Origin of the sequence: Escherichia sp. 93.0816 (assembly GCF_013368855.2) — a bacterium.
Classification (GTDB): Bacteria; Pseudomonadota; Gammaproteobacteria; order Enterobacterales; family Enterobacteriaceae; genus Escherichia; species Escherichia ruysiae.
Map to the genome: position 1 here is coordinate 533,451 of NZ_JABWNC020000001.1, position 18,128 is coordinate 551,578.

At 47.8% G+C, this 18,128-nt stretch carries 13 protein-coding genes and 1 pseudogene; 7 read left to right on the top strand and 7 right to left on the bottom strand.

Translation table 11 applies throughout. The features are described 5' to 3' along the window. Window positions 1-11: 11 nt before the first annotated feature. Window positions 12-1,463, top strand: a complete 1,452-nt coding sequence (gene uxaB, locus HEM79_RS02735) for a tagaturonate reductase (RefSeq protein WP_000854607.1) — start codon at window positions 12-14, stop codon at window positions 1,461-1,463. A gap of 323 nt (window positions 1,464-1,786) precedes the next feature. Beyond that, a complete protein-coding gene (locus HEM79_RS02740; protein WP_176241074.1) occupies window positions 1,787-2,701 on the top strand; it encodes a bestrophin family protein in 915 nt (304 codons plus the stop codon). 3 nt (window positions 2,702-2,704) lie between these two features. On the opposite strand, the gene tam is transcribed toward HEM79_RS02740, so the two are convergent. Then, the gene (gene tam, locus HEM79_RS02745) at window positions 2,705-3,463 is read right to left on the bottom strand and encodes a trans-aconitate 2-methyltransferase (protein ID WP_176241073.1); all 759 of its coding nucleotides are present in this window, start codon (window positions 3,461-3,463) and stop codon (window positions 2,705-2,707) included. Between the two features lie 379 nt (window positions 3,464-3,842). Here tam and HEM79_RS02750 point away from each other — a divergent pair, with 379 nt between their 5' ends. Beyond that, complete coding sequence (locus tag HEM79_RS02750; protein WP_176241072.1) at window positions 3,843-4,796, top strand: hypothetical protein; 954 nt, start codon at window positions 3,843-3,845, stop codon at window positions 4,794-4,796. A 147-nt stretch (window positions 4,797-4,943) separates the two neighbouring features. Here the strand turns inward: HEM79_RS02750 and HEM79_RS02755 are convergent, their stop codons facing one another. Continuing rightward, window positions 4,944-5,384: a GNAT family N-acetyltransferase gene (locus HEM79_RS02755; RefSeq protein ID WP_176241294.1), complete on the bottom strand. Its 441-nt coding sequence runs from the start codon at window positions 5,382-5,384 to the stop codon at window positions 4,944-4,946. 463 nt (window positions 5,385-5,847) lie between these two features. Then, complete coding sequence (locus HEM79_RS02760) at window positions 5,848-6,732, bottom strand: LysR family transcriptional regulator (RefSeq protein ID WP_001119030.1); 885 nt, start codon at window positions 6,730-6,732, stop codon at window positions 5,848-5,850. A gap of 173 nt (window positions 6,733-6,905) precedes the next feature. On the opposite strand from HEM79_RS02760, the gene HEM79_RS02765 reads away from it, so the two are divergent. Further along, the gene (locus HEM79_RS02765) at window positions 6,906-8,042 is read left to right on the top strand and encodes an alpha/beta hydrolase (protein WP_010350796.1); all 1,137 of its coding nucleotides are present in this window, start codon (window positions 6,906-6,908) and stop codon (window positions 8,040-8,042) included. Window positions 8,043-8,219: 177 nt separating this feature from the next. Then, entirely contained in the window at window positions 8,220-9,413 is a 1,194-nt protein-coding gene (locus tag HEM79_RS02770; RefSeq protein WP_000494214.1) for an MFS transporter, read from the top strand. A gap of 216 nt (window positions 9,414-9,629) precedes the next feature. On the opposite strand, the gene HEM79_RS22965 is transcribed toward HEM79_RS02770, so the two are convergent. The 3 genes and pseudogenes from HEM79_RS22965 to HEM79_RS02785 form a co-directional block, all read right to left on the bottom strand. Further along, window positions 9,630-9,767, bottom strand: coding sequence for a hypothetical protein (locus HEM79_RS22965; protein WP_157941586.1), 138 nt, complete (start codon window positions 9,765-9,767; stop codon window positions 9,630-9,632). A gap of 222 nt (window positions 9,768-9,989) precedes the next feature. Next, entirely contained in the window at window positions 9,990-10,304 is a 315-nt protein-coding gene (locus HEM79_RS02780; RefSeq protein ID WP_176241071.1) for a helix-turn-helix domain-containing protein, read from the bottom strand. 14 nt (window positions 10,305-10,318) lie between these two features. Continuing rightward, window positions 10,319-10,944: pseudogene (locus tag HEM79_RS02785) on the bottom strand (ISNCY family transposase); the annotation flags it as partial. 316 nt (window positions 10,945-11,260) lie between these two features. Here HEM79_RS02785 and HEM79_RS02790 point away from each other — a divergent pair. After that, window positions 11,261-12,118 (top strand): helix-turn-helix domain-containing protein, encoded by an 858-nt coding sequence (locus HEM79_RS02790; protein ID WP_176241070.1) that lies wholly within the window; start codon window positions 11,261-11,263, stop codon window positions 12,116-12,118. Window positions 12,119-12,267: 149 nt separating this feature from the next. Here the strand turns inward: HEM79_RS02790 and HEM79_RS02795 are convergent, their stop codons facing one another. Further along, window positions 12,268-17,151, bottom strand: coding sequence for an invasin domain 3-containing protein (locus HEM79_RS02795; protein ID WP_176241069.1), 4,884 nt, complete (start codon window positions 17,149-17,151; stop codon window positions 12,268-12,270). Between the two features lie 856 nt (window positions 17,152-18,007). Here HEM79_RS02795 and HEM79_RS22560 point away from each other — a divergent pair. Then, the coding region (locus HEM79_RS22560; RefSeq protein ID WP_244498951.1) for a hypothetical protein at window positions 18,008-18,128 on the top strand (121 nt) is incomplete at its 3' end.

The window sequence follows — 18,128 nt, forward strand, 5'->3', positions numbered from 1 at the left end:
GGGAACCCATTGTGAAAACACTAAATCGTCGCGATTTTCCCGGTGCACAGTATCCAGAACGAATCATTCAGTTTGGTGAAGGTAACTTTCTGCGCGCCTTTGTTGACTGGCAAATTGATCTCCTGAATGAACACACCGACCTGAATTCTGGCGTGGTCGTTGTTCGTCCGATTGAAACTTCATTCCCGCCGTCACTGAGCACGCAGGATGGTCTGTATACTACCATTATTCGTGGCCTGAATGAGAAGGGAGAAGCGGTCAGCGATGCGCGTCTGATTCGTTCTGTAAACCGTGAAATCAGCGTCTACGGTGACTACGATGAATTCCTGAAACTTGCGCATAATCCGGAAATGCGCTTCGTCTTTTCCAACACCACAGAAGCGGGTATTAGCTATCATGCGGGCGACAAATTTGATGATGCGCCTGCGGTAAGCTATCCGGCAAAACTGACGCGTCTGCTGTTCGAGCGTTTCAGCCATTTCAACGGTGCGCTGGATAAAGGTTGGATCATCATTCCGTGTGAGCTGATCGACTACAACGGCGACGCGTTGCGTGAACTGGTGCTGCGCTACGCACAAGAATGGGCACTGCCAGAAGCATTTATTCAATGGCTGGATCAGGCTAACAGTTTCTGTTCTACGCTGGTGGACCGCATCGTTACCGGTTATCCGCGTGATGAAGTGGCTAAACTGGAAGCCGAACTCGGCTATCACGATGGTTTCCTCGACACCGCTGAACACTTTTACCTGTTTGTGATTCAGGGGCCGAAATCCTTAGCGACTGAACTGCGTCTGGATAAATATCCGCTTAACGTGCTGATTGTTGACGATATTAAACCGTATAAAGAGCGCAAAGTAGCAATCCTTAACGGTGCACATACCGCGCTGGTGCCGGTGGCGTTCCAGGCAGGGCTGGATACCGTCGGCGAAGCGATGAACGATGCTGAAATTTGCGCATTCGTTGAAAAAGCCATTTACGAAGAGATTATTCCGGTGCTGGATCTGCCACGTGATGAACTGGAATCTTTCGCCAGCGCCGTCACCGGGCGTTTCCGTAACCCGTACATTAAGCATCAGCTGCTGTCTATCGCGCTCAACGGTATGACCAAGTTCCGCACCCGCATCCTGCCGCAGTTGCTGGCAGGGCAGAAGGCAAACGGCACACTTCCGGCGCGCCTCACTTTCGCATTAGCGGCATTGATTGCGTTCTATCGCGGAGAGCGTAACGGAGAAACGTATCCGGTACAGGACGATGCGCACTGGCTGGAACGTTATCAACAACTCTGGAGCCAGCATCGTGACCGTGTTATCGGCACCCAGGAACTGGTTGCGATTGTGTTGGCAGAAAAAGATCACTGGGAACAGGATCTGACGCAAGTGCCTGGTCTGGTCGAGCAGGTTGCTAATGACCTGGAAGCGATTCTGGAAAAAGGGATGCGCGAAGCTGTACGTCCGTTGTGCTGATCCTTGCATTATTTTGTATGCTGGATAAGGCGTATACAGCGCATCCAGCATGATTTACCAATTAACTATATGGTTTCAGTTAGTTGTAGACGCTGATAAGCGTAGCGCATCAGACAATTAACAGCACAATCACTGAACCCGGTTTCGACCGGGTTTCTTAGTATCCTAAATTAGTTACAACATCCTATATGCTTTAATATAAAAAGGTGCCAAATGTAGCACCTGTAAATGTTGTCGCCTTGTAGGTAATTTGTAATTAGAAACTTGAGAATGTGATTACAATCACGTTTAATAGGGCGACTTTTCCACGCCTGAAGATAATCATGATTGTTCGCCCACAACAACACTGGCTGCGCCGTATTTTTGTCTGGCACGGTTCAGTATTATCCAAAATATCATCGCGCTTGCTACTAAACTTTCTCTTTTCTATCGCGGTTATTTTCATGCTGCCTTGGTATACGCATTTGGGCATCAAATTTACCCTCGCGCCGTTCAGCATTCTCGGGGTTGCTATCGCCATCTTTCTGGGGTTTCGTAATAACGCGGGGTACGCCCGTTATGTTGAAGCGCGCAAACTTTGGGGGCAGTTGATGATTGCCTCACGGTCGTTACTGCGTGAGGTAAAAACGACATTGCCTGATTCGGCAAGTGTAAAGGAGTTTGCCCGGCTACAAATCGCCTTCGCCCACTGTTTACGCATGACATTACGCAAACAGCCACAGGCGGGAGTGCTGGCACATTATCTTAATACTGGAGATCTTCAGCGAGTACTGGCTTCCAACTCTCCAGCTAACCGTATTTTATTGATAATGGGTGAGTGGTTAGCCGTTCAGCGGCGGAACGGGCTACTTTCTGACATTCTGTTTATTAGTCTGAACGATCGTCTTAATGATATTTCTGCGGTACTGGCAGGGTGCGAGCGTATTGCATATACACCAATTCCCTTTGCTTACACCCTGATTTTGCATCGCACCGTTTATCTTTTTTGCATCATGCTACCATTCGCCCTTGTGGTGGATCTGCATTACATGACGCCTTTTATCTCTGTGCTAATTTCCTACACCTTTATTTCGCTGGATTGTCTGGCGGAAGAGCTGGAAGATCCGTTCGGTACTGAAAACAATGATTTACCGTTGGATGCCATCTGCAACGTTATTGAAATTGACCTGTTACAGATGAACGACGAAACAGAAATTCCGCCGAAGATTCTTCCCGATCGCCATTACCAGCTGACGTAATAATTACTCCGTGCGCCGGGCAACAATAAACAGACGCGGAAATGCCAACAGTATCTGCCCGTTCTCCTGCAGTGGATACTGTTCTTCCAGCATCTGATGGTAGCGCGTAAGAAAATGCTGCTGCTCACTCTCCGTCAGATCCTGCAACCATGGGCGTAATCCGGTGGCTGTCACCCAGTCAATAATCGCCTGGTGCGATGGCATCTGGTGATAGTAGGTGGTTCGCCAGATATCAACCTCACATCCGGCTTCGCTCAGAATATCGTAGTAAGCATGAACGCCTGCCAGCGGTTCGCGTCCACGATCCGGATAATGCTGCTCCCAGGCGACTTCGCGCATTAACACATGCGTCGGCTCCAGCCAGTTGTCCGGCATTTGCACCGCCAGCACGCCATGCGGATTGAGTAACGATACCAGATGCGGGAATAGCTCATAGTGTTCGGGCAGCCATTGCAGTGAGGCATTGGCAAAAATCAGATCGAGTGCATGGTTCGGTTGCCAATTGCGGATGTCTGCTTCCACAAACTGACATTCTGGCAAAATTGTGTGCGCTTCGGCAATCATCGCCGGAGACGAATCAATGCCGGTAATTTTAGCCGTTGGCCAGCGTTGATGTAGCAGGGCGGTGCTATTGCCTGGACCACAGCCAAGATCGGCTATTTCCCGGGCGTTTTCCAGAGGGACTCTGGCAAGCAGTTCTACCGCCGGTCGTGACCGTTCGGCGTTGAAGTGCAGATATAAAGAGGGGTTCCAGTCAGCCATTTTTTTACTCCCGTCAGCGCATTATCCCAAGTGTAGATAAAACTGATGGATTCGCCTCACGTCATCAATCCATTGAACACGCGCTTTGTACGTGGCCTACGTGATTAACTCAAATGTAGCCAGGCGTAAATTTTAATTACAACCACTTTAAAACAAATAAAATCCATATATTAAGCTTTTTGTTGATTTTATATGAATCTATTAACATACAGAATATTCAATATCTAATTTTAATACTTGCCAGCTAAATATCCATGAAGGGAATAATTCTACAGTGGATTTTTTTTGATATCCTTAGGGCAGGAGCCAGATTTGAAGGAGTTTCTGTGTAATCATGGCATTTTGGACACTAACTCTATCGGATATAGAGATATAAAATATGACGAGAAAATTTGCATTCAACATTTTATACATCATTGATGTTTTAGGTGATGAAGATCTTGATTCCCCGAGAGACATCAAAATCAATAATAAACCAGATGATATAACGCTTAAAAGTAATACCGCCTCAAAACTATTTAAATCCATATCAAGTCTGAAAGTGCCAATTCCTATTGTTTTTGTTAAGATACATAATATCCCCATGCTGAATTCTTTCTTTAAAGAACTGGAAAAAGGAGTCATAAAAAAAGGTTTGATTCCTATAGTGCATTTTGAGTGTCATGGTTCTCCTGAGGAAGGGATGTTTTTCCCTGGAATTAAAAAGTATATCTCCTGGGGGGAGATGAATGATTTATTTTTAATGATAAACAAACATACCATGAATAACCTACTAGCCATTGTCGCGGGATGTGACAGTTTCAAATCAACAGAAAATATAGAGTTTGCAAAAGGAAGTCCTTATGGCTGCTATATTGGCGCAAACAAAGTTACTGACGCAAGTATAATTAGCAGGTTTAAAGATTTTTACCGTTATATCTTTTTATATAATGATTTCGATGGGGCTTGTGATCTTTTAGGTGCCGATTTTTCTATGGTTTTCTCATATGATATCTGTATGCAAAGCTTTTTACTTCCGTTGGTCTTGAGTTATTTTGGAAAAGATAAAAAAGAGTTTGTTGAGTATACAATCAACCGACTAATAGACAATGGACAACAGGGCTCTATAGGTGAAATAAGAAAATTAGCAAAATACAGATTAAAACATATTGATAAGTATTATGAACGTTCTGGTGTTCAATTCTTACATGGGCAAAAGCCGCTTGCGTTTACGGAATTAAAGCGAATTGCACAGGAACTTAAGGACAAACTTATTGACGAGGCTAAATTCAACCTCGAACTGAGGAATGCAATTAAATTGAAAAGAAATACAATCATGGGGAAGGGGGCTTGACCCTGAAGACACTGGATTTACTGCTGTAGAATACCTGGTGTACATCAAGTCAGGTGATATACACCAGGTGGCACAACTTACGAAGTGGTCATAATAATCAGCTTGCGCACGGAATCAGGATCAGACATTGCAAACCTCGCGGGAGAGTTATTTAACAATGGGAATGTCTGCGAGATGCTTAACAAAACGCTTCCTCACTTCCTGGTAACCGTTGCTTTCATAAAACTTGTGTGCTCTGACTCGACGTTCACTGCTTGAAAGTTCAATCTGAGAACATCCCTGATCCAGTGCGATTTTTTCAGAGGCAATGAGAAGCTTCTGTCCGATCCCTGTGCCTCGCGACGATTCATCTATGACCAGAGCAGAAATTAATGCCCACAAGCCGTTTTCATGTACAGGGGTGATAAAATTCATCACAATAACCCCGCAGAGTTCCTTTTCTGTTTCAGCAACCAAAATGCTAAGACTGGGATGCTTCTGGTTAATATGATTTTCTAAGCGTTCTACATCTGTCTGATAACCCAATTGCAGAAAGAGCTTTTGTAGAGATGGTATATCTTTTAATTCAGGAGTCCTGATTAAGACCATTGCCATAACCTTTGTCAGAAGAGTTAAGTAAAAATATCCAAATCTCGCTAAAGTTGCCAGGGTTGCTTTTCGCTGTGAGTTCAACGGATGGACGCACAATGTTGCTGAATGAGCTCACCAGTACAAGCGCGTCGATCCTTGACTGTTTAATGTTGGGGGCGCGAAGCCTGCGTGGAACCAAACACGTCCTGCAAGATCCTGAGTCGATTAACATCGTTCATTGAGAAAAACTCCGTTCCGAGTGTAGTTATGAGTCTCATCCTTTGAAAGCAGTGGTGAGACTGTAGCGCGGACATGGCTATATTTGCCAGAAATGGACATCTCAATTTAGCCTCTACAATCTATGTCAAAGCTAAGTTCAGATGTCCGGGGCAGGGTAAAGCTGAAATGTCCGCTGTGTGCCAGGAACGGACGTTGTTTTCCAACTATTACCCAGGCCTGCGAATCATCTCATCTTCATCCCTTAAATTCTCAATGTATCGATAACCGCTCGTAGAGCGGGTGACACATTTCTGTGCGGATAATAGATATATGAACCTTCCAGGCGTTGGCTGTAGCATTGCAAAACTCTGATCAGCGCCCCCTGTTCTATATCATCAGACACCAATTCCTCCGGAACATAAGCCAGTCCCAGACCTAGCCTCGCGGCTTTGGCTTCCATATAACTGTCAGCAAAGGCCCATTGTCCCTGAGGCTGATGGGTGATCTTTTTACCGTCCTGATTGAGTTCCCAGGCATACAGGCTGCCGTCGCCGAACTGGTAAGCGATGCAGGGATGACCCACTAAATCGGTGGGGGTTTGCGGAAATCCGTAGCGACGAAAGTGCTCGGGTGTGCCGACAACGGCCATCTCCATATCGGGCGAAATACGCACCGCGACCATACCGCTATCCACTTCCGAGCCCAGACGTATACCGGCATCGAAGCGTTCAGTAATAATATCGACAAACCGGCTTTCACTGATGAGCTCCAGCCGAATATCCGGGTAGCGTTGTTTAAACACCGCCAGCTTCGGCAGCAGTACTTTGTCAATGGCGTGCTGGCTGGCATTAATACGGACCGTACCCGATGGTGTATGGCGATAATGGGCCAGCGTGGCAAGCCCCATATCTAAGGCGTCAAATCCAGATTCGACGTTTTTATAGAGCAACTCGCCAGCATGGGTGAGCGATAGCTTGCGCGTGGTGCGTACCAGAAGCTGCACGCCCAGTCGTTCTTCCAGCTCGCGCACTGCACGGCTAATTCCTGACTGCGCCAGACCAAGCCTCTGTGCGGCGGCGGTAAAACTCCCTTCTCGCACGACCTGCATAAACAGATAGAGATCGTTATAGTTTTCCCTTTTCGCCATCATTCTTCCTCTGCTGCTGCATCACAATTCAGAACAATATGGTATTAATCTTAGCATTATTTACCCTCTAATCAGCACTATTAGTGCTAACTATAATATGCGCGTTGCAACAAAGCACGGCAGCGTTGGCCGTATGAAACCAGTATCTGGCACATTTTATGAAGGGGATTTTGATGACTGCTTTCACCCAAAAATTGACAGCTGCGATACCCGCCATGCTGTTATGCGCATCATTAAGTGGAGTCACAAATATGAGTTACGCTGATACAACCAATCCGAACGCGCCCGTTTCGCTGGTTGAGAAATGGGATAAAACTTTTGCTGAGAGCACGAAAGTTGATCACCGTAAGGTGACCTTTCCGAACCGGTACGGGATCACCTTAGTCGGGGATCTCTACATACCGAAGGATCGTGGAGATCGCAAGCTGGCCGCTATTGCTGTTAGTGGCCCCTTCGGGGCGGTGAAAGAGCAATCCAGCGGCCTGTATGCGCAGACGCTGGCTGAACAGGGATTTGTCACTCTGGCTTTCGATCCTTCATACACGGGTGAAAGCGGCGGCTACCCGCGAAACGTCGCATCTCCGGATATCAACACCGAGGATTTCAGCGCGGCGGTTGATTTCTTAGGCCTGCAAAAAGAGGTGGATCGCAACCGTATCGGGTTGCTCGGTATCTGCGGATGGGGTGGCATGGCTTTAAACGACGCTGCGATGGACACGCGTGTCAAGGCGGTGGCGAGCAGCGTGATGTATGACATGAGCCGTGCAATGGGTCATGGCGTGGGCGATGGCAAAGACCGCTATACCACTGCCGATCGTCGTGCCGTATTGCAGTATCTGAACATGCAGCGCTGGAAGGATGCGGAAAATGGCGCTTTCGCGCCAGGCGGGCATGACATTTACGTTGATGAGAAGGGCAACGTCACCGCTTCCGATCGTATTTTACCGGAAACTCTGCCCACGAATCCTAATCCGGTATTGAAAGAGTTCTTTGATTATTACCGCATGCCGCGTGGTTTCCATGCGCGTTCGGTCAACTCAACCGGTGCCTGGAATGCAACCATGCCGCTGTCATTTATGAATATGCCGCTGCTGAGTTACGCTAATGAAGTTACTATCCCTACACTCATCGTGACCGGCGAAAAAGCCCATTCACGCTATTTTGCTGAAGATGCCTTTAACGCGATCGGCAGCAAAGAGAAAGAGTTAGTGATTGTTCCCGGGGCAAACCATGTTGATCTGTATGACAACGTTGCGGGTAAGATCCCATTTGCCAAATTTGAGCAATTTTTCAAGGCAAACTTAAGATAACCCGAAAGGTTTACCAGGCCACCTGTCGTAAACGGGTGGCTTTTAACTGCCTGGTGTGATGCAGAATATGCCACATCGCCCTCTATTCTCACCCAACTATTATGTCGTTATTCCCTGAATAACTTCTGACCCGACTGCGCCTGAATCTGGCTGGTTCGATATTAAGGGATGCTAATAATGTTCACTATAAGTCTAAAACAATCATACGAAAAAACGCATGCATACTGGAGCGGCGTATTTGCTATGACGCTTTGCGTGTTTGTGCTGATCGCTTCTGAGTTTATGCCAGTCAGCCTACTTACGCTCATTGCCCATGATTTACACGTTACCGAAGGGCTGGCAGGGCAAGGAATTGCTGTGTCTGGCGCGCTGGCGGTGCTTACCAGTCTGACTATCTCCCGTATTGTCGGAGACCTGAATCGAAAATATCTTCTGCTGGGGCTGACGGTCTTAATGGCCATATCGGGAATAGTTATCACCATAGCGCCTAACTATCCGGTTTATATGCTGGGGAGGGCTCTGATTGGCGTCGTCATCGGAGGATTCTGGTCAATGTCGGCTGCAACCGCCATTCGGCTCGTGCCGCAGCACCAGGTCCCCCGCGCACTGGCAATTTTTAACGGCGGCAACGCGCTGGCCACCGTTGTGGCTGCGCCGCTTGGTAGCTATCTGGGGACAACCATCGGTTGGCGTGGCACCTTTTTATGTCTGGTCCCCCTTGCGATAGCTGCGTTCATCTGGCAATGGATCAGCCTGCCTTCGATGGAAAGCGATAAAACACATAAACCACAGGGGTCTGTGCTTCGTCTGTTCAGTGTCGCCATCGTACCAACGGGACTGCTGGCCTGTGGGCTCTTCTTTATGGGACAGTTTGCTTTATTTACCTACGTGCGCCCCTTTCTGGAAAGCGTCACCAGAGTGGGAGCTTCTGATCTTTCTCTGATTTTGCTCGCAATAGGTGTAGCAGGTTTTGTCGGCACAATGCTCGTCTCAACATTCCTGAACACCATATTTTATAAGACATTAATCATGATCCCGTTGCTTATGGCAGCGATTACCGGTGCGTTACTGCTGGTCGGACACCACATCTGGGCTGTTGCCGTTTTACTCAGCCTGTGGGGGCTACTTGCAACGGCTGCGCCAACGGGGTGGTGGACATGGATAGCACGTGCGTTACCCGAAGATGCAGAGACGGGGGGAGGCCTCATGGTTGCGGTGATTCAGCTATCTATTGCACTTGGTTCAACGGCTGGAGGTCTGGTATTCGACAGTCTGGGATGGAGAAGTGCTTTTGGTTTAAGTGGTTTGTTACTTCTGGGTGCGGTGGCGATGACATGGGTCACATCCCGTCAAAGTAGGAATGCGCAGTAGCGCAATCCTTTTATTTCTGGCGTACGCTCTTTAAGGCATACGGCTGAGGGGCTAATGACCGCTCCTCGCTCAAAGCGGACATTAATGTCTCTGGCAATTCAGTTCTGTGAAGGGTGGGATTATGTCTGCCTTCAGAGCTTCGTCATTTCCTTGTACCGAAAATTTCTTCAGAACGGGACTGTAACGTCTTCAACGCATCAAGCATATCGTCACCATTCAGTGAACGTTGCGATTTCTTTTCGCCTGGTTTTCTGGGCCATCACCGGCAGGGAGTGCCTGTGAACGGTTATTATCGCGTTTATCCTGAAACAGTTTGATAAATTCAAGGGTACGTCCGAGTCGTTTGTTGTCCACGATAGCCCCCTGGTCGATTTCCTGGAGCCGATCATAGGTGGAGTAGGGAAGAGCTTCACCGTTAAGGCAGAGTTCTTTACGACCTTCCGGGTAATGCCAGACCTCGATATATTTCCCGATAGCCCTGCGGCTTAACTCATCTCATTATCTTCAATCAGATAAAGTACTGCACCGTTAAAGATTTTGAAACACGTCGCAGTTCCCGCCATGTGAAAGATGCGGCTAGATCATCATCAGTTTCAAGTGGCCGGTGAACATCAAAGTCATGCCGAGGCGATTTCGCAAAGCGCCGGTTGTAATCATCATTTTCCGCACGGTCTCTTTTGAAATCCGGACACCGTATTCTGTGGTCAGAATTCGCCAGATTGCAGACGGATTCATCCCCCGACCACGTGTGCGAATAAACTGCAGGGTCTGGTCTCTGATGGCAGTGTTTAACTGATGGTTGCCGGGCTTTCCCCTGCGCTGGCTGACCAGACCGGCAGGTCCCAGCTCACGGTAACGTTTATTATCAATGTATTGCTGGGTGGCCATCATGTAGTCGAACTACCGTGCTTATCACTGTAAAACGCCAGGGGTTTGCCATGTTGCTCAAGGTATTCACGAGTGGCCATCATGTAATCAAAGGCTGATTCAGTCTCACCAAAGCGAAGGTGCATCAGGCGGCCAGTAGCGTCATCAATAAAGACGAGCAGGCAGCATTTCGGCGCACGTCCTTCAAACCAGTCATGCAGGGAACCATCGATCTGAACAAGTTCTCCGAGGCAGTCACGCCGGTATCTGGGTTGATGAACACGTGGCCTGCGACGCGAATATGGGACCCAGAGTCCATCAGCCTCATCCATTTTCTGAGCGTTTCAACAGACACCATGATGTTATGGCGTTCGCGCAATTTTTCTGCGGCAAGTGTGGGTCCAAAGTCGCTGTAGTGATCGTGAAGTAAAGAAAGAACACGCAGCTTAAGTGACTCAGGAAGCCTGTGATTACCGGGACGTCCACGCCGAAGGTTTGCCAGTCCTGCAGCGCCAGACTCACGAAAGCGATTCATCAGACGCTGCGTCTGACGTTCGGTCAGAGCAAGTTGGTGTGCAGCGTCACGACGGCGCATGCGCTTTTCGACAACTGACTGAATGACATTAATCCTGTGCAGTTCTTTATCTGACATAGTCACTAGCATCCTGATGTCTCCATGGCACAAAGGCTTGATCCTTTATGCCATAAAAAGTGACATCACTAAATTAAATGGGTTAAAAGTGACATTAAAATATTGCAGTTACAACCTTGATGCGCATAATGTATATTATGTTAAATGCAAGATATCAACATACACCTGACCACCGTACCGACCTCATAGCTTTGATGTACATGCTCCCTCCCCATTACCCGACAGGCACTATCAATCGTTTTGCCTCGGGTATTTCTGTTTTTGATATACTCAAAGCCACTGTCGCCAGGAAAATGTGCAAAGTGACTAAAGATAAATGGAGAATGTTATGATCAGGCAGAAGATTTTACAGCAGCTCCTGGAGTGGATTGAGTGCAATCTTGATCACCCTATCTCAATCGAAGATATCGCACAGAAATCTGGCTACAGCAGACGCAATATTCAACTCCTGTTCAGAAACTACATGCACATGCCCCTGGGCGCATATATCCGCAAACGAAGACTTTGTCGGGCAGCCATTCTTGTCAGACTTACTGCCAAATCAATGCTTGATATTGCGCTCTCTTTGCATTTTGATTCACAGCAGTCATTCAGTCGTGAATTTAAAAAATTGTTTGGATGTTCTCCCAGAGAATATCGGCACCGTGATTTTTGGGATCTAACAAATATTTTACCCCCGTTATTAACGCGTCAACATCAAAAGACAGATTGCACATTAATCCATCTTCCTGAAACACGTATTTTTGGCAATGCATTTAAATATGATATTGAGCTGTCTAATACGCCACCAGATGAAGAAGTAAAACTGCGGCGTAATCATTTATCCCGGTGTCTTCAAAATTTGAAGATGGATATCTATTACGTCTCAGCGTATACACCATCAACAAAATCGGTAGATTTGCTCACAGTTGAAACTTTCGCCGGTACTGTATGCAACCATGCGGATACAGACATGCCAAAGGAATGGATAACGGCTGGAGGGCTTTATGCATCTTTCCGCTATGAAGGAGATTGGGAGCACTACGCGAACTGGGTGCGGAACCTGTATCTGATAGAACTGCCTGCCAGGGGGTTAGTCAGAGTCAACGGCAGTGATATTGAGCGATTTTACTACGATAAAACTTTCGTAGAAAAGGATAGCAATTATGTTGTTTGCGAAATTTTCATCCCCGTTCGCCCAGCTTAGTTTGTATCTGTGTCACATTCTCACATTAAGGATTACCCTACCCTGCTACCGTCTAATCAGTATCAGGGTAGGTATTTAGTGGAATAATGGCGTTGAGAATGTCGACGCCATTATTCTTTATTACAGCGAATTTTTCATTCCGGGGAAAATTATTTTACTGCCTCCTCACCCTCTTCAGTATTAGCTTCCACGGCGTTAATAGTCACCGTCACAGGCTGCATTTCGTACCCACCATACGTCAGAGTGTTGAATGTAAATGTATATTCCCCTGGCTTAGTGGTACTGAATTTACGCGTGATTTTCCCGTTCACGAAATGGTCAGCTTTCGACGGCAAGAACTGGTAATCATTCTCCGTCACGCCTTCCGGAGCCTTAATGTCGACCCACATATTTCCCCCAACAGGGTTGCCAGCCGACATCAGAGTAACATCCAGCGTTGCGGTCGCCACTCCGTCTGCTACCAGTTCTTTTACATCAGATGATGCAGCAAGTACTGCATTTTTATCATCCGCAACGAATCTGGATTCGGCAGTTTTCGTCGATACCTGACCGTCGGTCCGATTCACTTTCGCTGTTAGCGTATATATCGCCGCTTTAGTGGTAGAAGCGGTGAATACAGCCTGCCCTTGCTCATTAGTTGTTGCAGTCCCGTTCGGCTCCAGATCTAACGTTGTCGGGCTGGCGGTCAGCGTCACTTCACTACCTTGCACAAGGTTGTTATTGGCATCAGTAACCGTAACTTTATAAGTCTGTTTGGCTTTACCATCTGCCAGTGCGCGGTTGCCAATCACCTCAATACTCGAGATGGTTGCCGTAGCCTTGTCAGCCACAAACGTGATGCTCTGCGCATCCGACATCTGGTCATTTCCTGCCGTTGCGGTGATTGCATACGTTCCCGCAGTCACAGAAACGACTCGCAGCTCGGCTTTACCTTCATCGCTGGTCTTCATCCAGGTACTGTCGTCATTAAGCGGTGTGACGCCCCGAGGCAGATTAAAGGCGACCATAGTTCCGGGAACAGGGTTGCCGTTTTTATCCTCAACAGTTGCCGTCAGCGTAAAGGCATCTTTGCCGTTTGCTGCTTTTTGATCGACGGTATCAACCTGAAGGCTTGCCTGACCGGTTTTGGCATCCGCTTTGAACTTCACCGTGGCAGTCTTCTGATTTTTATTCACCGAGACCGTGATTGTGTGTTCCCCGGCAACGGTGGACATCAGCTCAATATCGGCTTTACCTGCCGCATTCGTTGTTACCGTATTCCCCGTTTTGCTGCTCACTCCCTCAGGCAAAGTCAGTGTTACCGTTTGATCCGGCAACGGGTTACCATAGGAATCCGTTACGGTCAGGGTAACCTTGTTGGCGGACTGTCCATCAGCCAGTTGGTTATCAACATTCACTGAAATATCGTGAATGTTAGCCTCAGAAGCGTTACCCACAACGTTCAGCAGTAGCGGTTTCGAAGCAGCATCTTTGCCATTCACTCGAGGCCAGATAACCAGTTGACCGGCTGCAGAGCCTGTGGTTAACGTCGTAACATAGGTGCCATTGCTTTGTTCCGTCCAGGTTCCTGCCGAAGGTTGTTCCGTCCCTGTGCTGGCTACGCCACTAAATTCTGGAGCATCAGGTTTCAGACCACTTACAGGGTTACCGTTCGCATCTTTCGCCGTGAAGGTCAATTGTGTCGTCGTTTTGATCATCGGGGCTTCATTATCTGCAACAAGCGTGGAGTTCACTAACGACATCTCCCCGGCGGCGATGGTGACAGAAACCGCCTGCTTCAGAGCATCAGCGCCATCAACGCGCGGCATGATGGTCAGCTCACCAACTCCCGTTGCGCCAGCAGTCAGCATCGCCGTATAGGTTCCATTGCCCTTCTCCGTCCACTGACTGACGGATGGGCGCTGCTGGTTGACGTTGTATGCATCACCACCAAATTGCGGTGTTTCCGGTGTAATACCGGTGATTGCGTTGCCGAATTTATCCTTCACAGTCAGCGTCAGCGTGATGCTTTCGCCTGCGGTAATCGACGTTTTTGATACGGTCATTTCCGAGTGGTCAACCGCAATAGCCCCCGCTTTAACGTTAACCGGAGTTGCCTGTGCTGTAGCGTTTTTGCCATCGATCTGCGGCATAATGTTCAGCGCGCCTGCCCGCGTTCCCGAACGCAGAACAGCCGTGTATTCGCCGTTGCCTTTATGGCTCCAGCCTGTCACCGAACTACCAGACGCGGCGTCACCGGAAAGCGATGCGCCAAGTTTAGCGGTGTCGATATCGGTAAGCGCGTTTCCAAACTGGTCTTTGGCGGAGAAAGTCAGTTCCGTCGTGCTTTCAATAGCAAGATTGGCATCTTTTACAGTCAGCGTTGAAGTAGAAACTGCCTGATCGCCCGCGACGACAGTCAACTGCGCGGCGTCGGTGGTAGCTGGCTGGCCGTTGAATAACGGCATAATGCGAAGATCACCTGTTTTTCCGCCGGTGGTCAGCGTCGCGACATAGGAACCATCGCCTTGCTCGCTCCAGTTGGAAACGTTCGCCCCTTCAGACGCAGCTCCCGTCAGGCTTGTCGACAGGGAAAGACCGCTGATTGCGTTACCATGCGCATCTTTTGCCACAAGCGTCACAGTCGTGCTTTCCCCTGCTTTTACGCGATCCGATGCAACGGATACTTTCGACTGGCCTGAAGATAAAGCATCAGCTACCACAGTCACTTTCGCCGCATTAGCTGCTACATCCTGACCGTTGAGCTTCGGCATAACAATTAATTCACCCGCCGTAGTACCCAGAGAAATCTGCGCAGTCCACGTCCCGTCGCCATTATCCGTCCAGCCTGAAACTGAAGAACCCGCAGCGGCTGCCCCCGTTAATGACGGTGTATCTGGAGTGAGACCGGTCACCGGGTTGTCATAGGCATCTTTTGCTGCCCAGATAGCTGTAAGCGTGCCACCAACTACCGGTTTATCCGGGGTCAGGGTGATGGTTGAATGCGCTGTATCAAGCGGCCCGGCGACAAACTTCAGCGTTTGTTGTAACGTTCCCAACTGATACTGCTCGCTAAAAGCACGCACAACAATGTTTCCGGCGCGGGTCGAAGAAACCGTGGCGCTGTAAACACCTGGGTTTATCTCCGAAATGCTGCCAATGGTAACGCCATTGCTGTCCTGTGGAACAAATCGCAGGCGGCTGGCTTCTCCCGTCACAGGGTTGCCATCGGTATCCACGGCAGTAAGCGTCAGCTTGTAGGATTGCTGACCATTGGCAACCACGTCACCTGACGGCTCATTCACGCTCAGAGTCGATTTTGTCACATCCATCATAGTGGCACGCAGTTCAGCAGTGACGGTTTTGCTCATGCCATCAACGCTCACCGTAATGGTTGCTTCACCTGATTGCGTACCGGTAGTGAAGACCGACTGGTACACCCCAGCTTCTGTTTCGGTGATCTCACCCAGAGTTGGTTGTGCCTGTGATTTAGCAGACTTAATGCCCCTCGTTACGATGTTTCCGGCAGGTTTAAACGTCAGTTCAGTTTTGATCTGATCTTTCATACCCGTGATTGGCTGCCCTTCGGCGTCTCGCAGAGACAGAACCAGCGGCTTTTGCGCACTCCCGTTAGCAAGCATTTGGATACGGCTCTGACCGTCAAGCGTTAACGTAGTGCGATCGGCGCTCATACCTGCCCCGGTGATAACCACCTCAGTCTGTACGCGTTTTGAGGCATTGCCTTTGTTATCGTATGCGACCGCAGAAATTGCGTAATAATTGTCTTTGCCTGCCTGATAAGCCGGGAGCGTCACTTGCCACTGGTTACCCTGACCGGTAATTTTACCGCCTGCGGCCAGCAAGGACGGTGCTTCCCATTGCACATTTTTCAGACCGTGAGTTGCTTTGCTGACTACAAGACCAAGCGAAACCGTCTGTCCGCCCTTACCTTCAATACGGTCAGGCAGAGCAATACGGATCACCTCAGCTTTGCGATACTCAAGAACAATATTGTTATTACGTTCAACCAGATCATAACGGCTGCCTGCGAGTACCCGACGCTCGCGAATGCTATCCGTATCGAGTTGTTTCTCCAGAGGCTCGCCAAACCGGTAGTTAACTTCCAGGCCAAAGCGAGTGTCATTCTGACCGCTCTTGCCCTGCTTGTGCTCTGCACTCAGTGTCAGAAGAGGCACTGGCGTATAGTTCACCTCGGCGGAAATGGCATGTGGGTCTTTCTGGCGCTTATCTTTACCAAATAGTCCTACCTCATCGCCATAATATTGTTCATACATCAGGCTTGCGCCAAGCTGCGGCCATGCCGGTAAATATCCCTCTGCGCGGATATCCCAACCATTAGCCGGACGCTCTTGATAATCTTCAATATCTGGCGATTTTTTCCAGCCAGAAGCCCGGATATAACCATTGGCACTCAGTTTCAGATAATCACGCCAGTATTCCGCACCAACGCCAATACGGGTATGACTACGGGATAAATCATGATCGATGAATGTGTTCAGCCCCGCCATCCAGTCATTGCCTGAAAAATGACGCCAGCCGAAACCAATATTTGACTGAGTACGATCGTCGGTACGATGTATTGCCCCCTGAGTGAACAGCATATCTGAAGGCGTATCATAAATCGGATAAAGCATTTCCAGCGAAGAGTCCTTCAGCGAGAAATCTTTATCGACATTCAATTTGACACGCGCCGTACCATATTTTCCAAGCCACTCCTGGATTTCCTGGGTAGCCTTAGCTGTGGCCATTCCGGTAACAAAATTGCGTGTCGCATCGCTATCCGGCTGACTGCTTAAAAATTTACCGGCATTCGCGGCAAACGACGCGATATTTTTTTCTGCATTATTGTCAGTCGCAACCGCAGTATTTTCCGTACTTAGACGAGGCAGAGCCGCTCGCGCCGTCATTGTCGGCGTAAAGGTGACAGCCAGTGGAAAAAGAACCTGAATAGAGATGTTTGCCCACGCCACGCAGTGAGCCAGGGCTGAATAACGAAAGCGTGGTTGTTTATTAGCTTTTTTAAAACGTGACATTGAGATAATTTCCTGATGAACGAATTAACGAACATAAGCAAACGCATATAAAAACGTTTACTTGTCAGAAAAACCGGATATTTCCCGGTTTCCTTTTCCGCAGAAAAGGAAATACCTTTATGAAAGAAAGCGCATCGCCACCCTGAATATTCAGTGGTTGCAATTACTCGTCTGGTGACAGGGCCGGGATTATATTTTTGTTTGTAAATATGAATTTAGCTTTTTGTGCAAGAGCTAATATAAAGGGGTAAGTTCTATTGGATGCTGACTAAATTACGGTGCGTAGTTATTATTTAGTAATCGCAACTGGCCTTCCGTAGATGGAGTACATTACAGCTAAAATAAGTCAATAAGCCTTCGGTGGTATGCCAGTCCTCATTTATAGTCATGTGCTCTTCGATTAGGAAATATCTTAATCACTCGCGATAGACATTACTTAATTTTTCGCATCACCATTATCCGCATACATTTATACTGGACTATTTTTGTAGAAATAAAACTCCACTCGTTAACATTGTTGGCGGAGATTCCAGTAATAACCTTTGTTATTTGACAATATTATCCACCACTTTCATAAATTAATGAGGGCGAATAATGATATTTTACTGGCTGATTTTTATGTGATAATCATGTTGCGTAGGAAAATCACAGAAAAATAACAACATATAACTCAATACCCCTTATCGGAAACTGTTGTATCTCATTGTAATTAATTATGAAAAATACACCATACTTATTCCGAAAATCAAAAATCGGTTAGGATTTTGTTATTTAAAACCAAAGCCATTACGCTTGCTTACTTTATCGATAAATCCTACTTTTTTTAATGCGATCCAATCATTTTAAGGAGTTTGAAATGGATAAGAAGCAAGTAACGGATTTAAGGTCAGAACTACTAGATTCACGTTTTGGTGCGAAATCTATTTCCACTATCGCGGAATCTAAACGTTTTCCGCTGCACGAAATGCGCGATGACA